At 42.0% G+C, this 17,976-nt stretch carries 20 protein-coding genes; 4 read left to right on the forward strand and 16 right to left on the reverse strand.

Going from position 1 to position 17,976, the window contains the following annotated elements; all coding sequences use genetic code 11:
• Positions 1-14: 14 nt before the first annotated feature.
• Positions 15-1,124: a ribosome biogenesis GTPase YqeH gene (gene yqeH / locus ACDZ29_RS01395; protein WP_370015864.1), complete on the reverse strand. Its 1,110-nt coding sequence runs from the start codon at positions 1,122-1,124 to the stop codon at positions 15-17.
• Positions 1,121-1,642 carry a YqeG family HAD IIIA-type phosphatase gene (locus ACDZ29_RS01400; RefSeq protein WP_289334710.1) on the reverse strand — a complete coding sequence of 174 codons (522 nt, stop codon included), beginning with the start codon at positions 1,640-1,642 and terminating at the stop codon, positions 1,121-1,123. The genes yqeH and ACDZ29_RS01400 overlap by 4 nt, the downstream gene beginning before the upstream one ends.
• A 465-nt stretch (positions 1,643-2,107) precedes the next feature.
• Between ACDZ29_RS01400 and ACDZ29_RS01405 the strand changes: the two genes are divergently transcribed.
• Positions 2,108-2,248: a sporulation histidine kinase inhibitor Sda gene (locus tag ACDZ29_RS01405; protein WP_034311351.1), complete on the forward strand. Its 141-nt coding sequence runs from the start codon at positions 2,108-2,110 to the stop codon at positions 2,246-2,248.
• A 53-nt stretch (positions 2,249-2,301) separates the two neighbouring features.
• Here the strand turns inward: ACDZ29_RS01405 and ACDZ29_RS01410 are convergent, their stop codons facing one another.
• Positions 2,302-3,087, reverse strand: a complete 786-nt coding sequence (locus tag ACDZ29_RS01410; protein ID WP_289325815.1) for a phosphatidylserine decarboxylase — start codon at positions 3,085-3,087, stop codon at positions 2,302-2,304.
• A gap of 135 nt (positions 3,088-3,222) precedes the next feature.
• On the opposite strand from ACDZ29_RS01410, the gene pssA reads away from it, so the two are divergent.
• Positions 3,223-3,762 (forward strand): CDP-diacylglycerol--serine O-phosphatidyltransferase, encoded by a 540-nt coding sequence (gene pssA / locus ACDZ29_RS01415; RefSeq protein ID WP_289325816.1) that lies wholly within the window; start codon positions 3,223-3,225, stop codon positions 3,760-3,762.
• Positions 3,763-3,827: 65 nt separating this feature from the next.
• Here the strand turns inward: pssA and ACDZ29_RS01420 are convergent, their stop codons facing one another.
• Together ACDZ29_RS01420 and sigK are read right to left on the reverse strand one after the other, a co-directional pair.
• A complete protein-coding gene (locus tag ACDZ29_RS01420) occupies positions 3,828-5,618 on the reverse strand; it encodes a M3 family oligoendopeptidase (RefSeq protein ID WP_370015868.1) in 1,791 nt (596 codons plus the stop codon).
• A gap of 647 nt (positions 5,619-6,265) precedes the next feature.
• The gene (gene sigK / locus ACDZ29_RS01425) at positions 6,266-6,997 is read right to left on the reverse strand and encodes an RNA polymerase sporulation sigma factor SigK (protein ID WP_289315599.1); all 732 of its coding nucleotides are present in this window, start codon (positions 6,995-6,997) and stop codon (positions 6,266-6,268) included.
• A 193-nt stretch (positions 6,998-7,190) separates the two neighbouring features.
• Between sigK and ACDZ29_RS01430 the strand changes: the two genes are divergently transcribed.
• The gene (locus ACDZ29_RS01430) at positions 7,191-7,379 is read left to right on the forward strand and encodes a sporulation protein YjcZ (RefSeq protein WP_375089573.1); all 189 of its coding nucleotides are present in this window, start codon (positions 7,191-7,193) and stop codon (positions 7,377-7,379) included.
• Between the two features lie 232 nt (positions 7,380-7,611).
• On the opposite strand, the gene ACDZ29_RS01435 is transcribed toward ACDZ29_RS01430, so the two are convergent.
• The 6 genes from ACDZ29_RS01435 to ACDZ29_RS01460 form a co-directional block, all read right to left on the reverse strand.
• Positions 7,612-7,752 (reverse strand): YrzI family small protein, encoded by a 141-nt coding sequence (locus ACDZ29_RS01435; protein WP_072273247.1) that lies wholly within the window; start codon positions 7,750-7,752, stop codon positions 7,612-7,614.
• Positions 7,753-8,250: 498 nt separating this feature from the next.
• Complete coding sequence (locus tag ACDZ29_RS01440; protein WP_289315597.1) at positions 8,251-8,517, reverse strand: YrhC family protein; 267 nt, start codon at positions 8,515-8,517, stop codon at positions 8,251-8,253.
• A 115-nt stretch (positions 8,518-8,632) separates the two neighbouring features.
• Positions 8,633-9,769, reverse strand: coding sequence for a bifunctional cystathionine gamma-lyase/homocysteine desulfhydrase (locus ACDZ29_RS01445; RefSeq protein WP_375089574.1), 1,137 nt, complete (start codon positions 9,767-9,769; stop codon positions 8,633-8,635).
• Position 9,770: 1 nt separating this feature from the next.
• Entirely contained in the window at positions 9,771-10,694 is a 924-nt protein-coding gene (locus ACDZ29_RS01450) for a PLP-dependent cysteine synthase family protein (protein ID WP_375089576.1), read from the reverse strand.
• Between the two features lie 95 nt (positions 10,695-10,789).
• The gene (gene mtnN, locus ACDZ29_RS01455) at positions 10,790-11,485 is read right to left on the reverse strand and encodes a 5'-methylthioadenosine/S-adenosylhomocysteine nucleosidase (protein WP_289325820.1); all 696 of its coding nucleotides are present in this window, start codon (positions 11,483-11,485) and stop codon (positions 10,790-10,792) included.
• 16 nt (positions 11,486-11,501) lie between these two features.
• Positions 11,502-12,140: a class I SAM-dependent methyltransferase gene (locus tag ACDZ29_RS01460; RefSeq protein WP_289315593.1), complete on the reverse strand. Its 639-nt coding sequence runs from the start codon at positions 12,138-12,140 to the stop codon at positions 11,502-11,504.
• 159 nt (positions 12,141-12,299) lie between these two features.
• On the opposite strand from ACDZ29_RS01460, the gene ACDZ29_RS01465 reads away from it, so the two are divergent.
• The gene (locus tag ACDZ29_RS01465; RefSeq protein WP_289315592.1) at positions 12,300-12,512 is read left to right on the forward strand and encodes a DUF2536 family protein; all 213 of its coding nucleotides are present in this window, start codon (positions 12,300-12,302) and stop codon (positions 12,510-12,512) included.
• 64 nt (positions 12,513-12,576) lie between these two features.
• On the opposite strand, the gene ACDZ29_RS01470 is transcribed toward ACDZ29_RS01465, so the two are convergent.
• From ACDZ29_RS01470 to ACDZ29_RS01490, 5 genes are all read right to left on the reverse strand, one after another.
• A complete protein-coding gene (locus ACDZ29_RS01470) occupies positions 12,577-13,305 on the reverse strand; it encodes a DUF1510 family protein (protein ID WP_375089578.1) in 729 nt (242 codons plus the stop codon).
• A gap of 87 nt (positions 13,306-13,392) precedes the next feature.
• Positions 13,393-15,144 (reverse strand): peptidoglycan D,D-transpeptidase FtsI family protein, encoded by a 1,752-nt coding sequence (locus tag ACDZ29_RS01475; RefSeq protein WP_375089580.1) that lies wholly within the window; start codon positions 15,142-15,144, stop codon positions 13,393-13,395.
• Between the two features lie 124 nt (positions 15,145-15,268).
• On the reverse strand, positions 15,269-15,745 hold the full coding sequence (greA, locus tag ACDZ29_RS01480; protein WP_289315589.1) for a transcription elongation factor GreA: 477 nt from the start codon (positions 15,743-15,745) through the stop codon (positions 15,269-15,271).
• A gap of 303 nt (positions 15,746-16,048) precedes the next feature.
• Positions 16,049-16,687, reverse strand: a complete 639-nt coding sequence (gene udk / locus ACDZ29_RS01485) for a uridine kinase (RefSeq protein ID WP_144479404.1) — start codon at positions 16,685-16,687, stop codon at positions 16,049-16,051.
• Between the two features lies 1 nt (position 16,688).
• A complete protein-coding gene (locus ACDZ29_RS01490) occupies positions 16,689-17,960 on the reverse strand; it encodes a U32 family peptidase (RefSeq protein WP_370015883.1) in 1,272 nt (423 codons plus the stop codon).
• Positions 17,961-17,976 lie beyond the last annotated feature (16 nt).

A 17,976-nucleotide genomic window follows, 5' to 3' on the forward strand; every position in this document is an offset into this window, starting at 1 on the left:
GACGACCCCTATATTTAGATTAATGATTTACGAACGATCACATTTACGCCCTTTGGTACATGGGCAACGATTTTCGCTCCTGGCTCATTGACCGTAACCCAGCCAAGACCTGAAAACACAATATCCATTTTACCATCTTTCAAGGAGAATTCATGTGGAATCAGCTTCGGGAACTCCTCGATTTGTTCAGGTCGTGGGGGCGTCAATAATTCCCCGGCATGGTTTTTATACAATTCATCTGCATTTTCCAATTTCGTACGGTGGATATTCAATTCATTCGAAAGGTAGCAAGTCAGTGAACGCCTTCCGCCTGAGACATAGTCCAGCCTGGCCAGCCCTCCGAAAAATAGCGTCTGCGCTTCATTCAGTTGGTACACTCTCGGCTTGATTTCCTTCTTCGGCATAATCACCTTGAAGTCCCGTTTGTCCACATAATGAGCCATTTGATGATGATTGATGATTCCTGGTGTATCGATCAATGCTTGTCCATCATCCAAAGGTATTTCGATCATATCCAATGTTGTGCCTGGGAAATGGGATGTCGTGATGATATCCCCTTCACCACTCACTTCTTTTATAAGACGGTTGATGAAAGTCGATTTACCTACATTCGTACAGCCCACCACATAGACATCCTTATCTTTGCGATACCGCTCAATTGCATCAGCCGCTTCAAGTATGTGCTTTCCCTTTTCCGCACTGACAAGCAGGACATCAACCGGGTTAAGCCCCAATTCCTTGGACGATTGCTTCATCCAATTAATCAACTTGTTCGGTTTTACTGATTTAGGCAATAAGTCGACCTTATTACCGATCAGAAGAACATCATTTCTTCCTACAAATCGATGCAGGCCAGGCAGCCAGCTTCCATTGAAATCAAAAATATCGACGATTTTGACGATTAAAGAATCGGTTTCGCCTACTTTATTCAAGATTTTCAAGAAGTCATCGTCTGTTAAGGATACATCCTGAACTTCGTTATAATGTTTCAATTTAAAGCAGCGCTGACAAACGATGCTCTCTTTTTCCAGAGCCGATGTAGGGGCAAAGCCCAACTCCTTCGGATCTTCAGTCTGGACTTTCACACCGCAGCCGATGCACACTAATTCTTGATGATTGTTCAATTGTGATCCTCCCATTCTATCATTCCTTTTCGTTTAAAAAACGCCATGATCTTTCTTTCAAAATAACGATTGATTTTCGTTCTGAATTCGTCGGTTTGTGCGACAGGGACCACTAAGATCGTATGGAACCCGCCTCTGTTTCCTCCCAATACATCCGTCAATAACTGATCGCCGATAACAACCGTTTCTTCCAATTTCAATCCCATTGACTTACGTGCTTTATGAAAAGCCCTTGACATCGGTTTCCTTGCCTGAAAGATAAACGGAATGTGAAGCGGATCGGAAAAAGACCGAACCCGATTTTCATTATTATTGGATACAATCGTCACTAAAATCCCATGATCCCTCATATTGTCGAACCATTTGATTAAATCGGGGGTGGCAGTTGGCCTATCCCACTCAACGAGAGTATTATCCAAATCGGTAATGACTCCCTTAATCCCTCTTTTTTTCAATTCTTGAGGATCTATATTAAAAATGCTTTTAACATGTTCACTCGGCAAAAATAATTTAAGCATATTGACACCTCTGTATTTTCATTAAAATTTACCGTCTCCATCATATCGAATTTTCGGCTTACTTTCAAAAAAAATTAGGAAAGAAAGGCTGACGGTAAAAAAACATCATAATGTATGTTTTCTGATATGGAAAGGCATTTTTTATTAAGAAATGGGAAATTAGCAGGTAGACCAGAACCAAAGAACTAATTATTCCTAAAAGATTTCGACAAAAATTTCATTTGTTCAACCTGTGGATAACTTTACTAACATTTTCCATACTGATGTGCGCCATTTCGTCCACCTTGTAAACAACTTAACCACAGGTTATCCACTTTTAACTGTGGATAACAGAACGATTGTTCTCCACGTTTATTTCTGATACAGTAGGGGTACATCAAGGATGACTTATCAATATATGCAAGTGAAAACCAAATTATTCCCCGCAATACCTACTGGAGGTGAGCAGCCGTAAATGGCGTTCTGATGCAAAAACTATCTGATGACCTGTTGCTGGAATCCTATTTTAAAGCGCAGAATTTAAAGTTAAGTACCGATTTCATCCGCCTCATAGAAACGGAAATTCATCGAAGATCCTTAACACATAAAATCCGATCAATTTTTTAATATGAAATACATAGGCTGACATTAAATGTCAGCCTTCTTATTTTCATTTGGAGTTAGACAGCTTTCATGAATCCGATTGTTTCACCGACACGGACATCAGCCGGAATGGATAAGTTTCCTTCAAGTTCAAAACTGCCTTTTTCAAAAAGAAGTACCACTGTCGACCCAAAGCTGAAATATGAAAATTCCTGTCCTTTTTCCAATTCATCCGATTCATCAGTAATGACGATTGAATTTATAAACATGGCCCCGACTTTCACCATTGCCAGGCTTCCAGCTTCATTTTGAAGTTCAGTTATTGTACGGTAATTTTTTGACAATGGCTCTTTTCCATATTTCATCCCCCATTTATTAACTGGGTACGATTTCCTTCCAAGCGTCCATCGTTTGACTACGGAACCCTTGATTGGTGCATGGATCCTATGGTAATGACTTGGGCTTAAGTATAACACGAGATATTTGCCGCCTAGGTACTTTTCCAAATAAAGCTCATCCCCGAGCATCTCCTCCATTGAATATACCTTTCCCTTAACGATGATCTTTTTATCAGCGTATATCTCCCCTGAATCCTCGAGTATACCGTCCACGGGACAAGCCACTGCAGAAGGAACGGCAGTGATGGGCCTGGCGTCCGCCTTTAACCGCCTTGTAAATAGATCATGCAGGTTCGTATACCCTTTTAAATCCTTACCAAATTCTTGTTGATTAAGGTTGAAAGTTTTTACATATAGTAAAATTAAGGGCCTGCTCCAACGTGATTGGCTAAAATGCTTTAATAAACCTGATGAATACCGACCATTCGTCAGTTCAATAAGAATGCGATACAAAGACTGATACAAATAAAACCACTCCAAATTGTAAAATTATTCAAAAATGACTTGCATAAATTGTGTTAAATAAAATATTATTATATAATAAATACTTATGTTTACTATATTTTGTTTTATTTTGTTTCATTTGAAAGGAGTGAAAAGATGTTTTTATTACACGCCCTAGATCAAACCATTAAAAAAGTGAAAGCACAAACAGCAAATATACTTACTTTAATGAATTTATCCCTTGGTGGATTTGCGATAATTGCCGTGATGCACGGCCAATTGAATTTAAGCCTGCTTTTAATCTTCCTGGCTGCCCTTGCAGATCGCTTTGACGGTATGGTTGCACGGAAGTTCAACATTGAATCGGAATTGGGTAAGCAACTTGATTCCATGTGTGACATCATTTCTTTTGGCGTCGCACCAGCTCTATTATTATACCAAGGAATATTAATAGAATTCGGAGCACCTGGCACAATCTTCACGGTTTTCTATATCGGCTGCGGCGCATTTCGCCTCGCCCGCTTCAATATAAGTGAAAGCAATGGGTATTTTACAGGAGTTCCCATTACGGTTGCCGGCTGCATCGCTACCTTAAGTTATCTCGCCATCCCATATTTCCATCCGGTCTTTTTCTTATCCCTTATGATTATATTATCATTACTCATGGTCAGTCCATTTAAAATGAGGAAAGTTTAAATAGGAAAGCGGATGTCCTAAACCGGACATCCGCCTTTTTTCGTTCATATTCAGCCTAAAGCTTTTTATGCCTTTCGGACAAGGGGATCAGTCAAACGTATGAATTCTTCTACATCCTCCATACAGGCCTTAACCGCTTCTTCCCAAAAATCCCGGGTCGTCAAATCGACGCCTAAATGTTTTTCCGCCAAATCCTCGACCTTCATGGAACCGGTATCCTTTAATAGGGCGATATATTTTTCTTCGAATCCTGCCGGTTCTTTCAGGGCATTGGCGTATATGCCTAATGAGAATAAGTATCCGAAGGTGTACGGAAAATTATAAAATGGTACACCTGTAATATAGAAATGTAGCTTTGAAGCCCAGAATGTTGGATTATAATCACTTAACGCATCACCATAAGCTTCTTTTTGTGCATCAACCATCAGTTCATTCAACCGTTCGGCACTGACATATCCCTGTTTCCTCTCATCATAAAATCTTGTCTCGAATAAGAAACGGGCATGGATATTCATCAATAATGATACGGAACGCTGAATTTTATCTTCTAAAAGAACCAGCTTTTCTTCTTCACTGGCCGCTTCCTTCACAGCTGCATCCGATACGACCATTTCAGCAAAAGTAGAGGCTGTTTCAGCCACGTTCATTGCATATGATCGATTCAATGGATGGATATCCCTCATCGCATAAGAATGGAATGCATGCCCCAATTCATGGGCCAATGTCGATACATTGGAAGGGGTGCCCGAGTACGTCATGAAAATTCTTGACTGCTTATTTAATGGAAAGCCCGTGCAAAAACCTCCTGGCCTCTTACCTGGTCTGTCCTCCGCTTCAATCCAGCTATCTTCAAAAGCTTTTTGGGTGAAGTTTGCTAATTGAGTGCCAAATTTAGAGAACTGCTGAACGATGAAGTCCGCACCTTCTTGATAATCCATCACTTTGGACTCGGCTGTGACAGCTAGCGGTGCATCCAAATCCGCCCAACTTAATTTATCCAAGTCCAGTAACTCTGCCTTCCTTTGTAAAAACCTCACAAGCGGCTCCTTATGGTCGGCAATTACATTCCACATACTTTCAAGGGTTTCTTTTTTCATCCTCCCTATTTCAAGAGGCTCCTTCAAAATATCATCCCAGCCCCTTTTTTCATTCACGCTGAGACGAAATCCCGCCAAGTGGTTCAAAGTCCGGGCAAAAAGGTCATTTTTTTCCTCCCAAGCCTGTTCCCATGCAGTAAATAATTCTTTTCGGGCCATTCCATCGGGATCAGAAAATTTATTCGCCGCTTGGCCTACAGAAAGATTTTCACCCTTATAAGGGATGGTCATTGAACCAACGATCGTATCATACATTTGGCTCCAACCTTCGAAACCGTCCATGGACAATTGGGTGATTAATGATTCTTCCTTTACGGAAAGCTTTTCCTTTGCCCTTTCCCGACGTTCGTTCAATACGAATTTCAATTCATTCAATGGTTCTTTTTCGAGGATTTTTTTAAAAAACGCATCATCAAGCTGCAACAGCTTTTCATCCAGCTTGCTTAACACCATTTTTAGTGAAGCGACTATCTTCATTTGTTTGATCCGCAGCTGACCTGCCTTTTTATCCTGCGCATTTTGAGCTTCCAGGCACCCGATGAAAGCACCGGCCTGTGACGATTTCATATTAGTGTTTTTTAAAAGATCGAACGCCCTGATGAAACTGATTTCATCATTTCCTTCTGGATTGATATTGCTTACAAGTCGGTCTAATTCTTGTACCTCTTCGTTAATTTCATCTAAAAAAAGCAGGAACTCCTTGGAAGAACTTCCTCCTTTAAAAAAGATATCCAAATCCCATGTCAAAGAATATCCCATACTTTATTGCCCCCTTTTTATCAATAATCCTATTATAGAGGTTTTTTCAAAATTTTTCTAATTAAAAGGAATTTTCAGTATTTTGTCAGAACATTTTCCTATATCCCACAATAAAAGCATGTTATGATGAATATATTCATATTCTTGGGAAAGGGGTGGTTGATTCATATGAAATTCTTTATTCACATGTCTGCCATCATCCTGCTCCTTTGGACACTGTCCATACAGTTCCATCACCCTGCACAGCAGCTAACCATTGAAGAACATACCGATGTTCACCATTGGGATAAGGCCGACAAGAAACAGCCTTTGGTGCCTTCCTTCAGTTCCTGGCAGTCACTTATCATTATTCTCATTTTCGAATTTTCCATTTTGAGTTTTCTTTATTTTCACTCAAATCTCCGCCGACGATATCTCAGTCCTGTTTTTTTTCAGGCGAATTACGTAGCCTTACGCTCTGACATTTTATAAAAAATAAAATGGAGGAGTGATTCATATGTGGTTCCGAATGATTATGATAGGGGTCTTTTCTTTAACTGCTTCACGTCTGTTCCTTTCTCAGGGAATCGAGATTTATCATGCATTTGCAAATTTGATCAGAAATAAATATTAAAAAAAGAGTGCGGGGAAAGCTCCCCGCACTCTTTTTACTTTTCATATCCTTTAGCTTTCTTTTCCTTCTCTTTTTCCGCCCTGTAAAATTCGTGGAACATCTTCATCAAGGCACGTTTTTCGATCCTTGATACATAACTGCGGGATATGCCCAGCTCTTTAGCGATTTCCCGCTGGGTTTTTTCCTTTTTTAAATCGAGTCCGAACCTGCCTACAATGACTTCCTTTTCCCGTTCATCCAAAATATCAATGTACTTTTTCACTTTTTCAATTTCCATATTGAGCTGAATCGTATCGATGACATCTTCCGATTCCGATTTCAGCACATCGATCAAACTGATTTCATTTCCTTCTTTATCCTGACCGATCGGATCATGCAGGGAAATATCCTTCTTCGTTTTCTTAGTCGCCCGTAAATGCATCAGGATTTCATTCTCAATGCATCGCGCCGCATATGTGGCCAGCTTCGTACCCTTTCCATCCGAATAACTCTCAATGGCCTTTATCAATCCAATTGTCCCAATCGAAATCAAATCCTCTGTATCTTCGCCCGTATTCTCGAATTTCTTGACAATATGGGCAACAAGCCTGAGATTATGCTCGATCAGGATGTTACGGGCATCACCGTCACCTTCACTCATTAGCTTCAGATACCTCTTTTCATCCTGAGATGACAAGGGCTGGGGAAAAGCGTTGTTTTTCACATAGGAAACAAATAAGTAAAATTCTTTGATAATGTAACCGACAACTGTAAGTATTCCGGGCATTGGTTTCATCCCCCGTTTCTTTGGTTTCCCTATTCATACATACCTATGCAGCAATGGGCTTGTTCGTGTCTGTCCCGCTAAAAGAAATCATGAAAGTATTAAATGTTCAAACCAGACTGGTTGAATTCCCAAACGGACACGGGCAAACGTTCATATAATGAAAGTGAATTTTTAAGGAAAGGGGGTTTTTAGGATGGGATATAACTATGGACCATACGGGTGCAGCTATGGTTATCCTGCTCCTGCACCTTGTTATGCCGGATCCGGTTACGGGTTTGGTTATGGCCTGTTTATCGTCCTCTTGATTTTATTGCTAATTTTCGGGTTTTGGTGGTTCCCCGGATGTGGGTTTGGTTATGGCGGATCAGGTCCGTGCTGCTGATGCAAGCAAAGAAAAAACTCGGCCCGAGAGCCGAGTTTTCCTTTTTTACTATTCATTTCAAATTGCGCAGCGACTGATCGACATCAACGTAAACGGCTATCACAGTTCCGGCCGTTAGCCGGTATCCTTCTCCTGCCAATAGCAACGCTTCTCTCCTTTTACGTACACCAAATTCAACATATTAACCTCCACCTTTCTTAAAATATTAACGGGATACCAACCTCTTATGTCTTTAGAAAAAAGGACGATGTTTCATCGCTTTGTCCAGATGTTCTTCTCTAATCTTGTGGATTCTCTCCTGTTGCAAACATTCCTCAGCAGTCATTTTTTTCATTTTTATCGTGATTGTGAAAAAAAGCATATTCAGTGTCATAATATCACCTCCTTTAAGGGAGCGGCCCAACAAAAAGGCATAAAAAGGCCGCAGAAAGTTACGTCCTCCTGCGGGATTTTTTAGAAAATATAAAACGCCGCAGGATAAAACACTTCTCCCTGCGGCCGCTATGTGAATGATTAATAAAGCCAAAAAATTGCTTTAGAAATATTCCGCTTGGCACAGGTCGAATTGTATGTGATTGTCATTTGAAACGGACCGGCTAATCTGATCAGTAACGATTCCATCATATAGATACAACTTCATTTTCTTCGACCTCCCTTTGGAATATTTTTTATTACCTGGTAAGTATATCCATAAATTCGATATTTGTAAACGGCTTTTGCCTATTTTTTTAAAACTTCATTCTTTTTTCCCATTTTCAAAAGCAACTATTACCTCAAGGAGGTAATGAGTATGATATATCTGCCCATATAACGGGCATAAACGTAAGAAAAAACAAAAAAAACCTGATTCTTGAAAGAATCAGGTTTGCTTCTATTGTTGTAAAGAATCCTGGTCATCCATTTCCGCCAGGGTCCTTTTATATTTATTGGATAATCGGAAAAATACTATGGATATGCCAAGGAACATAATTGTCGCTCCCATATAGACATATGTGTCAATCATCGTTTTGTCGCCCGAGGGAAGGATGGTTCCTAAATAGAAGAACGAGCCCACACATAACAATGTGATCGCAAATTGTTTAAAATCGACCATTTTCGAACGGAGCATTGCCGCCGTTTGTTTTTTGCGGTTTTTCATGCCATTCCACCTACTTTCAAGCTAATAAGATATCGATATCTCATTCTACCATATTTATTCCAAATGACAGGGTGTAAATAATGGCAGGTAGCTATGAAGCGGTTCCTTTTCCGATTTATCCTTTTAGCGCTTGTTCCAAGTCTTCCAATAAGTCTTCAACGTCTTCCAGACCAACTGAAATACGAATCAACCCATCGGTTATTCCAAGCTCTGCACGGCGCTCTGCCGGAATCGAGGCATGTGTCATCAAGGCTGGAATCGAAATTAAGCTCTCCACTGCCCCTAGGCTTTCAGCCAGTGTGAAGAATTTCACTTTACTCAAAACGGATTCGGCTTTTTCGGCACTGCCGACATCGAACGAAACCATACCGCCGAAGCCACGCGATTGTTTTTTTGCAATATCATGGTTTGGATGGTTTTCAAGACCTGGGTAATAAATCTTGGAAACGTCTTTATGCCCGGATAGGAAGTTGACGATCCGAGATGTATTTTTTTCATGTTCTTCCATCCGGATTCCCAGCGTTTTAATGCCACGCATCAGCAACCATGAATCTTGGGGCCCTAGCACGCCTCCTGTAGAGTTTTGGATGAAATGAAGGTCATTGCCAAGTTTTTCATCATTCACCACGACAAGACCCGCTACAACATCGCTGTGTCCCCCCAGGTACTTCGTAGCGCTATGAAGTACGATATCGGCTCCAAGTGTAAGTGGATTTTGCCAATATGGCGTACTGAAGGTATTGTCCACAATTGTAAGGATGCCGTTATCTTTAGCTATTTTTGATACCGCTTCTAGATCAGTAATCTTCAATAATGGATTCGTTGGGGTTTCAATGAACAGTGCCTTGGTATTGTCCTTGATCTCGTTTTCGATCGAATGTATGTCACTCGTATTGATGAACGTAGCTTCCACCCCAAAGCGGTTAAGCACTTTAGTGATGACCCGGAAAGACCCTCCATAAACGTCATCGGTCATCAATACATGATCACCTTGATTAAACAGCATCATAACCGCCGTCATCGCTGCCATTCCCGATCCGAAGGCGAATCCTCTTTCTCCATCCTCCAGGTCCTTGATCAATTCCTCGAGTGCATGGCGGGTGGGGTTGCCTGTACGGGAATATTCATATCCCCGGTGATTCCCCGGACCATCCTGTTTATAAGTGCTCACTTGATAGATCGGCACCGAAACCGCTCCTGTTTTTTCATCACCAAAAATACCGCCATGGATCAATTGTGTTTTTTTCCTCATTTCATATACCTCCCTGATAAATTTTTTTGCTTAAGTATCGTTCACTGGAATCCGGAAATATGACGACGATATTCGCACCCCGGGTAGCCTTGGCCGCTTCCTTCATGGCCGCTGCAAATGCCGCTCCGGAAGAACTGCCGACAAGCAGGCCTTCTTTGATCGCCAATTCCTTCACCATATGGAAAGCGTCATGATCGCTTATCGTATGAATTTGATCAAAATACGTTTCATCCATATAGGCAGGCAAAAATTCCATCCCTATCCCCTCGGTTTTATGGGGTCCTGCTTTGCCACCGTTTAAAATCGATCCTTCTGGTTCGACAATGACCGTTTTGACGGCAGCATTCTTATCTTTTAAATATCGCGATGTTCCCATGAATGTCCCCCCCGTACCGGCACCGGCAACAAACACATCCACATCGCCATCCATCTGTTCCCATATTTCAGGTCCCAGCGTTTTATAATATGCATCAGGATTGGATGGGTTGGCAAACTGTTGGGGACAATAGGATCCCGGAATTTCAGCCAGCAGCGCCTCAGCCTTGGCGATTGCTCCTTTCATTCCTTCCTCTGTCGGGGTCTGGATCACTTTTGCTCCAAGGGCACGCATCAATTCCTGTTTCTCGGCACTGAATTTCTCCGGAACACAAAATATCACGTCCACTCCACTGTTTATCGCCGCCAACGCCAAGCCAATCCCAGTATTTCCGGCAGTCGGTTCGATTATCGTCCCACCCTTTTTTACATTCCCAGTCCGTAAAGCTTCGGCTAACAGTTCTTGACCAAGCCGGTCCTTCACACTGCCTCCCGGATTAAAGTATTCCAGTTTGGCAAAGATACGGACTTCATCCGGAAGCGGGAAATGGGTGATTTCCATCATCGGCGTTTCCCCTATCAACTCATGAATATTTTGAAAGACTTTCATATTCGGACATCCTTTCATAGTTATCCTACCAATTTAATGAGGTTTATGCAATAAAGAATAACCAGCGGAAAGTCTTCCGCTGATCACTTAACATTTCATTTCATTTTTTCAACCATTTTCAAAATCAGTGCCGCTGAATGAAGAGCCGCAGTTTCCAGGAATTTATCAAAGGAAATATTGGACTCCTTACCTGCGATATCCGAAAGGGAACGAATGATGACAAACGGTGTTTTAAATTGGAAGGCCACTTGAGCAATGGCTGCCGCTTCCATTTCCACCGCGTATAAATCCGAAAATTTCCCTCTGACGAATTCAACCCGATCAGGATCGTTCATGAAAGAATCCCCTGTCACGATCAACCCTTTCGCCACTTGTATATCCTCGATTTCTTTAGCTGCTTCTTCTGCGATTGCGAAAAGCTTTTCATCCGGAATGAAAGCTGCCGGCAGCTGAGGGACTTGACCATACTCATATCCAAAAATCGTCACGTCGACATCATGGTGGCGAACCTCCGTGGATATGACCACATCCCCGACATTAAGTGCTGGATGGTAACCGCCGGCAGAGCCAGTATTGATGACAGCATCCGGTTTGAATTTTTCTAAAAGGATCGCAGTGGACATTGCCGCATTCACTTTACCGATTCCCGATTTAAGCAAAATGACCTCAACACCATTCAGTGTGCCTGTATTGAACTCGGAACCGGCAATGGTCACCTGTTCCAAACCTTCCAATTTATCACGTAAAATCGTAACTTCTTCTTCCATTGCTCCGATTATGGCTACTTTCATTAGTAAAAACCTCTTCCTATAATTTTTCCGCCTCCATAATCCAGACAAATTGATTGCAGCGCTCGAAGTTCACTTTGTATCCATTTTCTTCAAGTACTTTTTCCAAAAAAGGAATCGTAGTATAATATTCCGTTTGCAAATCGTTCGCCAAATTATGAAAGCCTGCCTGCCTTGCATCTAGAATCGCTCGTTCATGCGCTTCCCTTGATTGATACATCGTATCCGCAAACACTATTTTACCACCAGTATTCAGTAACTTTCCATAGTTGGCTATCGCTTTTTCTTTTTCTTCATCGGTTAAATGATGAAACGCGTACGTACTCACGATCGAATCCACCTGTTCCGGCTTCGGAAAATCGATGAAATCGCCATCTACAATTTCCGTTTTTCCGCCCACTTTGCTTACCGCTATTTTCCTCATGGCGGGTGAAGGCTCGATTCCCGATACCTTTAGGCCTTTCTTCAAAAGCCTTTCCGTTAAATTCCCGGTACCTACGCCGAACTCCAGCACGTGACCCTGAGCCCGATACGTGACGCTGTCCAATATCCTATCATAATGTTTAAAAACTTCTTGATACTCAATATCGTGTCCACCAACAGTATCATCATACGATTTTGACCATTCTTCGAATAAATCTAAAAATTCTCTGCCCATTTTAATCACCTTTTTATGATGAAATAATAAAACCTATAAGCATAATATGAATTAAACACAAAAACAGTTCTTGTTTTTTAGGCAAATCCTTCATAGGTTCAGATACAAACAAAAAGGTGTGTTAAACTAACAGTATCTAAATGTTGGAGGGGAACAATCATGGGTTTTCAACTCGACTTAAAATTATTCGAAGATAAAATAGAATTTTTCGAGGCAGAAAGCATTAAGAATCTTGAAGAAAAAATCCAATCACAAATTGAAATCAATAAAGCGATCATGCTTCAGGTTCAATCCGTGTCACACCAAATGTATGTTAGTGAGGAAGGCAGACGATTTTATAGCGCAGTCGTTCACTTTAAAGCCCAAAAGTAATCTCCATGAAAAAACCCCCGAAAAGATTCCTTTCGGGGGTTTTTAGTTTGGATAATTTTAACTATTACCTTTTATCGTTTGTCTTCAACTCTTCGACTTTTACAGGTTTCCAACCTGATCCGTCCACCCATTCAATATGGACTCGGAAGGTTTTAGGATTGTCCCCTTCAGAAACGGTACCGATTGCCGTGTTAGGCGAACCGCCGTTTTGAAGCCACCATAGCTTCATGCTTCCTTCATCGATTCCAGCTCCATGAGCAATGGCTTTTCTCATTTCATTCCAATCGACCGAGTCCTTTTCGAAGCTTGTAGTGTGTTCCCCGGATTGCTCAGTTCCAACTGGTTTCCAGCCCTCACTCGTATATGTAGCCGCGACATTGCCATCTCCGCTGCCTTCCACTTCCACAAGTTCGGCATCCCCAGCTTTTTCTGTGTCTGAATCATCTTCAGCCTTCTCTTCTGTATCTCCCTCTGTTGCTTTACTATCTTCTTCATCTTCCTCTGTTGCTTTACTATCCTCTTCATCTTCCTCTGTTGCTTTACTATCCTCTTCTGCCTCTACCTTCTCTGAATCCGTTTCTTCCTCTTTCCCAGCAGGTTTGTCCACTACTTTTCCCTTTTCTTCGGCAATTTGATTAGGTTCGGTCGTGGTTTTCTTGGATTCGGTGCCATCATCACTTAAGAAAATCGTGACTGCGACAATGACGATTAAAATGGAAACGATGGTGATTGCAATATTATATATTTTATTTACTTTTCTTTTTTGATCTCTCTGATTGAAACGTGAGCCCAAGGTCCATTCCTCCCTTACCATTTCTTACTGCCTCATTTTAACATGATTTAGCTAGAGATAGAAGGGAAGGGTTTCCTACACTTTTCGTCAATTCTCGCTATTGTCCTGGTTCTTGGAGTACAGGACTTTTACAATATCTGAAAAAAGCGGCGTCATGCTGGAACTGTTTTCCTTTGTTTCAAAACTTACGGTAACAAGGGCATATTTTGGATCTTTATATGGAAAGTAGCCCGCAAACCATTTATTGAGCTCTCCTTTTTTAATATTCGTCTGAGCTGTTCCAGACTTGCCAGCGACCTCCACAGGTAAATCTCTCAAAGAAGCCCCAGTCCCTTTCTCCTCCGTTACGACTTTCCTCAGAAGATGCTGCATCTTCATCGTTGTATATGGAGACAGCGTTTCGCCGCCAATACTTTGATTGGGGAAATCGACTACGGTCGTACTATTGTTAAATTCGACCTTGGAAACGGCTTTGACCTGTTCCTTCTTGCCACCGCGGGCAATCGTGGCCATCATATTCGCTATCGCGAGCGGTGTCGTTTGGACATCCTGCTGGCCAATGGCTGTTTTGGCAATCATTTTGGGATCTTTTTTTAAGTCGTCATCATGCCAGACCTTCCCGGTTTGTTCATGATGCAACTGAGTAACTTCCGTGTGATAAACGTCCCCTTGCCAGCCCGTTTCGCCAACCAACCCTAACATTTTTGCATATTTATCCAAAAAGTCGGGATCCTTCTCAGCTATTTCCTGGGACAATTCGGCAAATGTCCTGTTACAGCTTTGGGCAAAACTATTTTCAAAATTAAGTATGCCCAGTTCCCTCTGCTTATCCGTTTTGCCGTCAATCGTTAAATTACAATTAAATGTCCTTGTGGGACTTGCCGCTTCATAATCGATGGCAGCTGCAGCCGTAACCGTTTTAAAGACGGAACCCGGCGTTTTTTGAGTCAACATCATATTGACGGCCCCTTCGCCATTCGGGTCTTTTATATTTAGCGCCGGACGTGATACCATGGCGACGATTTCACTTTTTTCGATATCGATGAGTACGAGACCGCCTTTTTTTATCCCGCGGTCATCGACGAGCTTCTCCGCTTTTCCCTGAATTTCTTTATCTATCGTCGTCACGACTTTCACTGGGTAAAGAGGATTAGCAGGTTCTACGTATTTTACATCGACACCGAACATGGGGCCCCCACTGGCGTCTACGTGAAATACGAGCTTCGATTCCCCAGCGGAAAGCAAGAACTCATCAAAGGTCCTTTGCAGTCCCGTATTTCCTATTTTCGTTTCAGGAGATAAATTCAGGTCCGGATAACGTTTTTTCTTTTCCGCATCCGATATATTCGTTGTGCCGATCAATTGGGCTGCAGGGGTTTGATCATGATATAATTTCTCGTTCACCGCAAAGACCCCGGGTATCTTCAATTGATTGATTGCCTTCGATTGGCTGGGCGTCAACTCTATCGGTTCATCTCCGCCAAATACGAATGGTTCATCCGCTTGTTCAATTGCTCGTTTCAGCTCCGCTTCCGATCTGCCTATGATCGAGGCAATTTCATCTATAGGCCATGTCATTTTGTTCAAAAATGGAAATAGGACGAGTGTTGGGATTTCTTCATGTGCAAGTGGTTCCCCATTTCTGTCATAAAACTTTCCACGCCCATCATCAATCTTTAATATCTGTGAACGCTGATTCACGCTTGCTTCTATCAGGTTCACATCATGCTTCGAAAAAGATTCTGTCGATACAAGTTGGATGTAGGCAAGCCTGCCAATGAGCATCAGCATAAAAGTGGTCAAAAAAAGAGCCAGCAACCTCATTCGTTTCTTTTTCATAAAATACACCTCGTAACCATTGTTGACGAGGTGCGAATTTTTAAACAATTATGAACAAATTTAACGCGGCGTTTTTCCGATATGAAAAGAGGATGCCCGTATGGACATCCTCTTAAGCCGTTAATTAGCTGATGGATACAATCTTGACGCTCATTTCGCCGCCAGGTGTCATGATCGATACCTTATCGCCGACCCTTTTCCCTATTAAGCTTTTCGCGATTGGAGAATCATTTGATATTTTCCCATCGAATGGGTCCGCTTCAACACTTCCTACGATGGAATATGTTTCTTCGTCACCATTTGGAAGTTCCACGAATGTTACCGTCTTTCCAAGTGAAACTGTATCTGTATTCGAATCATTGCCTTCAATGATTTTTGCATTACGGATCATGTTTTCGATTGTTGTAATACGTCCTTCAACGAATGCCTGCTCTTCTTTTGCGGAATCGTACTCTGAGTTCTCGGAAAGGTCCCCAAAACTGCGGGCGATTTTAATTCTCTCCACAACTTCTTTACGTTTAACCGTTTTTAATTGTTCCAGTTCCTGTTCAAGCTTTAACTTACCTTCTTTAGTCATTGGATATTCTTTTTCGATTGCCAAAACCCTTCACTCCTTCAAATTCTTTACAGCAAGCTTTCGCTGTGACAAGTTTATGTAGTATATAATGCTTAACTCTAAAACTCGAGTCAAAATATATATTTGCACGACTTAAAAAGTACGCGCATTTATACTAAGGACAACTCGGTCCTTAGTATATAAACCGACTGCGGTGGCAGCCGGTTCGTTCTGTATCAAGAATAGAGTATTGCGTTTTCCAGCATTTGTCCAGTCTTTCCCAATAAATAAATGGGATTATTTAAAAAACGGAGGAAAATGGCACCTATCATTATTTATGCTATGTTATTACAAAAAAGACTTTTGTTCAAGGATTGTTTGAATTTTTGTCACCATAAGGTCAATCGCCACATGGTTCTGACCGCCTTCTGGAATGATGATGTCGGCATAACGCTTCGTCGGTTCTATGAACTGATTATGCATCGGGCGAACGACACTGATGTATTGCTCGATGACTGAATCTATGGAACGTCCACGTTCTTTAATATCACGGGTCATCCGACGGAGTATCCGCAAGTCTGCGTCTGTATCAACATATAGTTTCATATCCATCAGGTCTCGAAGGCGCTCATCTTCCAGTACAAGGATCCCTTCAAGGATGATGACATCCTGCGGCTCAACTGTGATGACTTCTTCCGAACGTGTATGGATCGAATAATCATAAACTGGTTTTTCTATCGTTTCATAACGCAGCAATGCGTTAAGGTGATCGATCAACAAATCATTATCAAATGCCAGCGGATGATCATAGTTCGTTTTCAACCGCTCTTCGAAAGGCAGATGACTTTGATCTTTATAGTAATAATCTTGTTCGATCATCAAGATCGAATGTCCTTGAAAGAATTCAAAAATGGAACGGGTAACACTTGTTTTACCTGATCCCGACCCTCCGGTAACTCCGATGACCACTGGTTTCTTCCTTGTCATGTCAATTCTCCTTCCGCATCATATTGTTCACATATACTTGGTTATCTACTTGAATGCGGACAATTTGAAGCGGATGGCGGGCTGCCTCCAGCTCCTTACCTGACTCATCCCAGATCGTACCGATTTTTTGAGTGAAGTTTTCGATTTCCGGTCCAAAAAACTCCACTTCATCTCCAGGCTTGAAGAAGTTACGTTGCTGCATGGTGGCGATTTGAGTTTCCTCGTTGTAATCAAGCACCAAACCAGCGAAGTCGAAGCGAGTCTTTACGGTATGATTCCCGAACATTTGCTGTTTATACCCAGGAATTTCCCCTTCCATGAACGATGATGCCGTCTCACGGTTCGCACACTTATCAAGCTCCTCCAGCCATTCTTGTTTAATCCTGAAATTGTCCGGATCGGCACAATACGCATCAATCACCTTACGATAAACGCTGACAACTGTAGCAATATAATGAATGGACTTCATTCTTCCTTCGACTTTTAAGCTATCTATGCCAATTTCAATCATGCCTGGCAAGGATTCTATCAGCTTCAGGTCTTTTGGACTCATTGCGAATGGAGCATCTTCTTTATCGAATAATGCCTTTTCCCCGGCTTGATCCAACTCATATAAATCGTAATCCCAACGGCAAGACTGACAGCAGCCGCCGCGATTCGAATCCCGCGCCGTCATATGGTTCGAAAGGGTGCAGCGTCCAGAATAGGCAATGCACATGGCTCCGTGAACGAAAGCCTCGATTTCGATATCGACCTTCTCCTTCATCTCACGGATTTCATCAGCACTCGTCTCACGGGCCAAAACAACCCGCTCCAAGCCTTCCTCTTTCCAATACTGAACAGCCTTCCAGTTCGATAGCGATTGCTGCGTGCTTAAATGAATTTCGACGTTCGGAGCGACCCGTTTACACGTTTCGATGATTAATGGATCGGCGACGATGATACCATGAACTCCAGCCTCCTGAAGGCCTTCCAGGTATTCATCCAGACCATCGATATTTTCATTATGTGCGAAGATATTGGTTGTTACATATACTTTAGCGCCATATTTTTTAGCGAATTCGACGCCTTCCTGCATTTCCTCAAACGTGAAGTTGCCGGCATTGGAACGAAGGCCATATTCCTGACCGCCAATGAACACGGCATCCGCACCGTAATGGACGGCAATTTTTAATTTTTCCAGGTTGCCAGCCGGAGCCAGCAATTCCGGTTTTTTTACAATGACTCTCTTTCCATCAACGATCTTGGAAATTTTATCAGCAATAGCATTCAAGGCTATTCCTCCTCTT

The sequence above is a fragment of the Peribacillus sp. RS7 genome (assembly GCF_041956845.1).
Taxonomy (GTDB): domain Bacteria; phylum Bacillota; class Bacilli; order Bacillales; family DSM-1321; genus Peribacillus.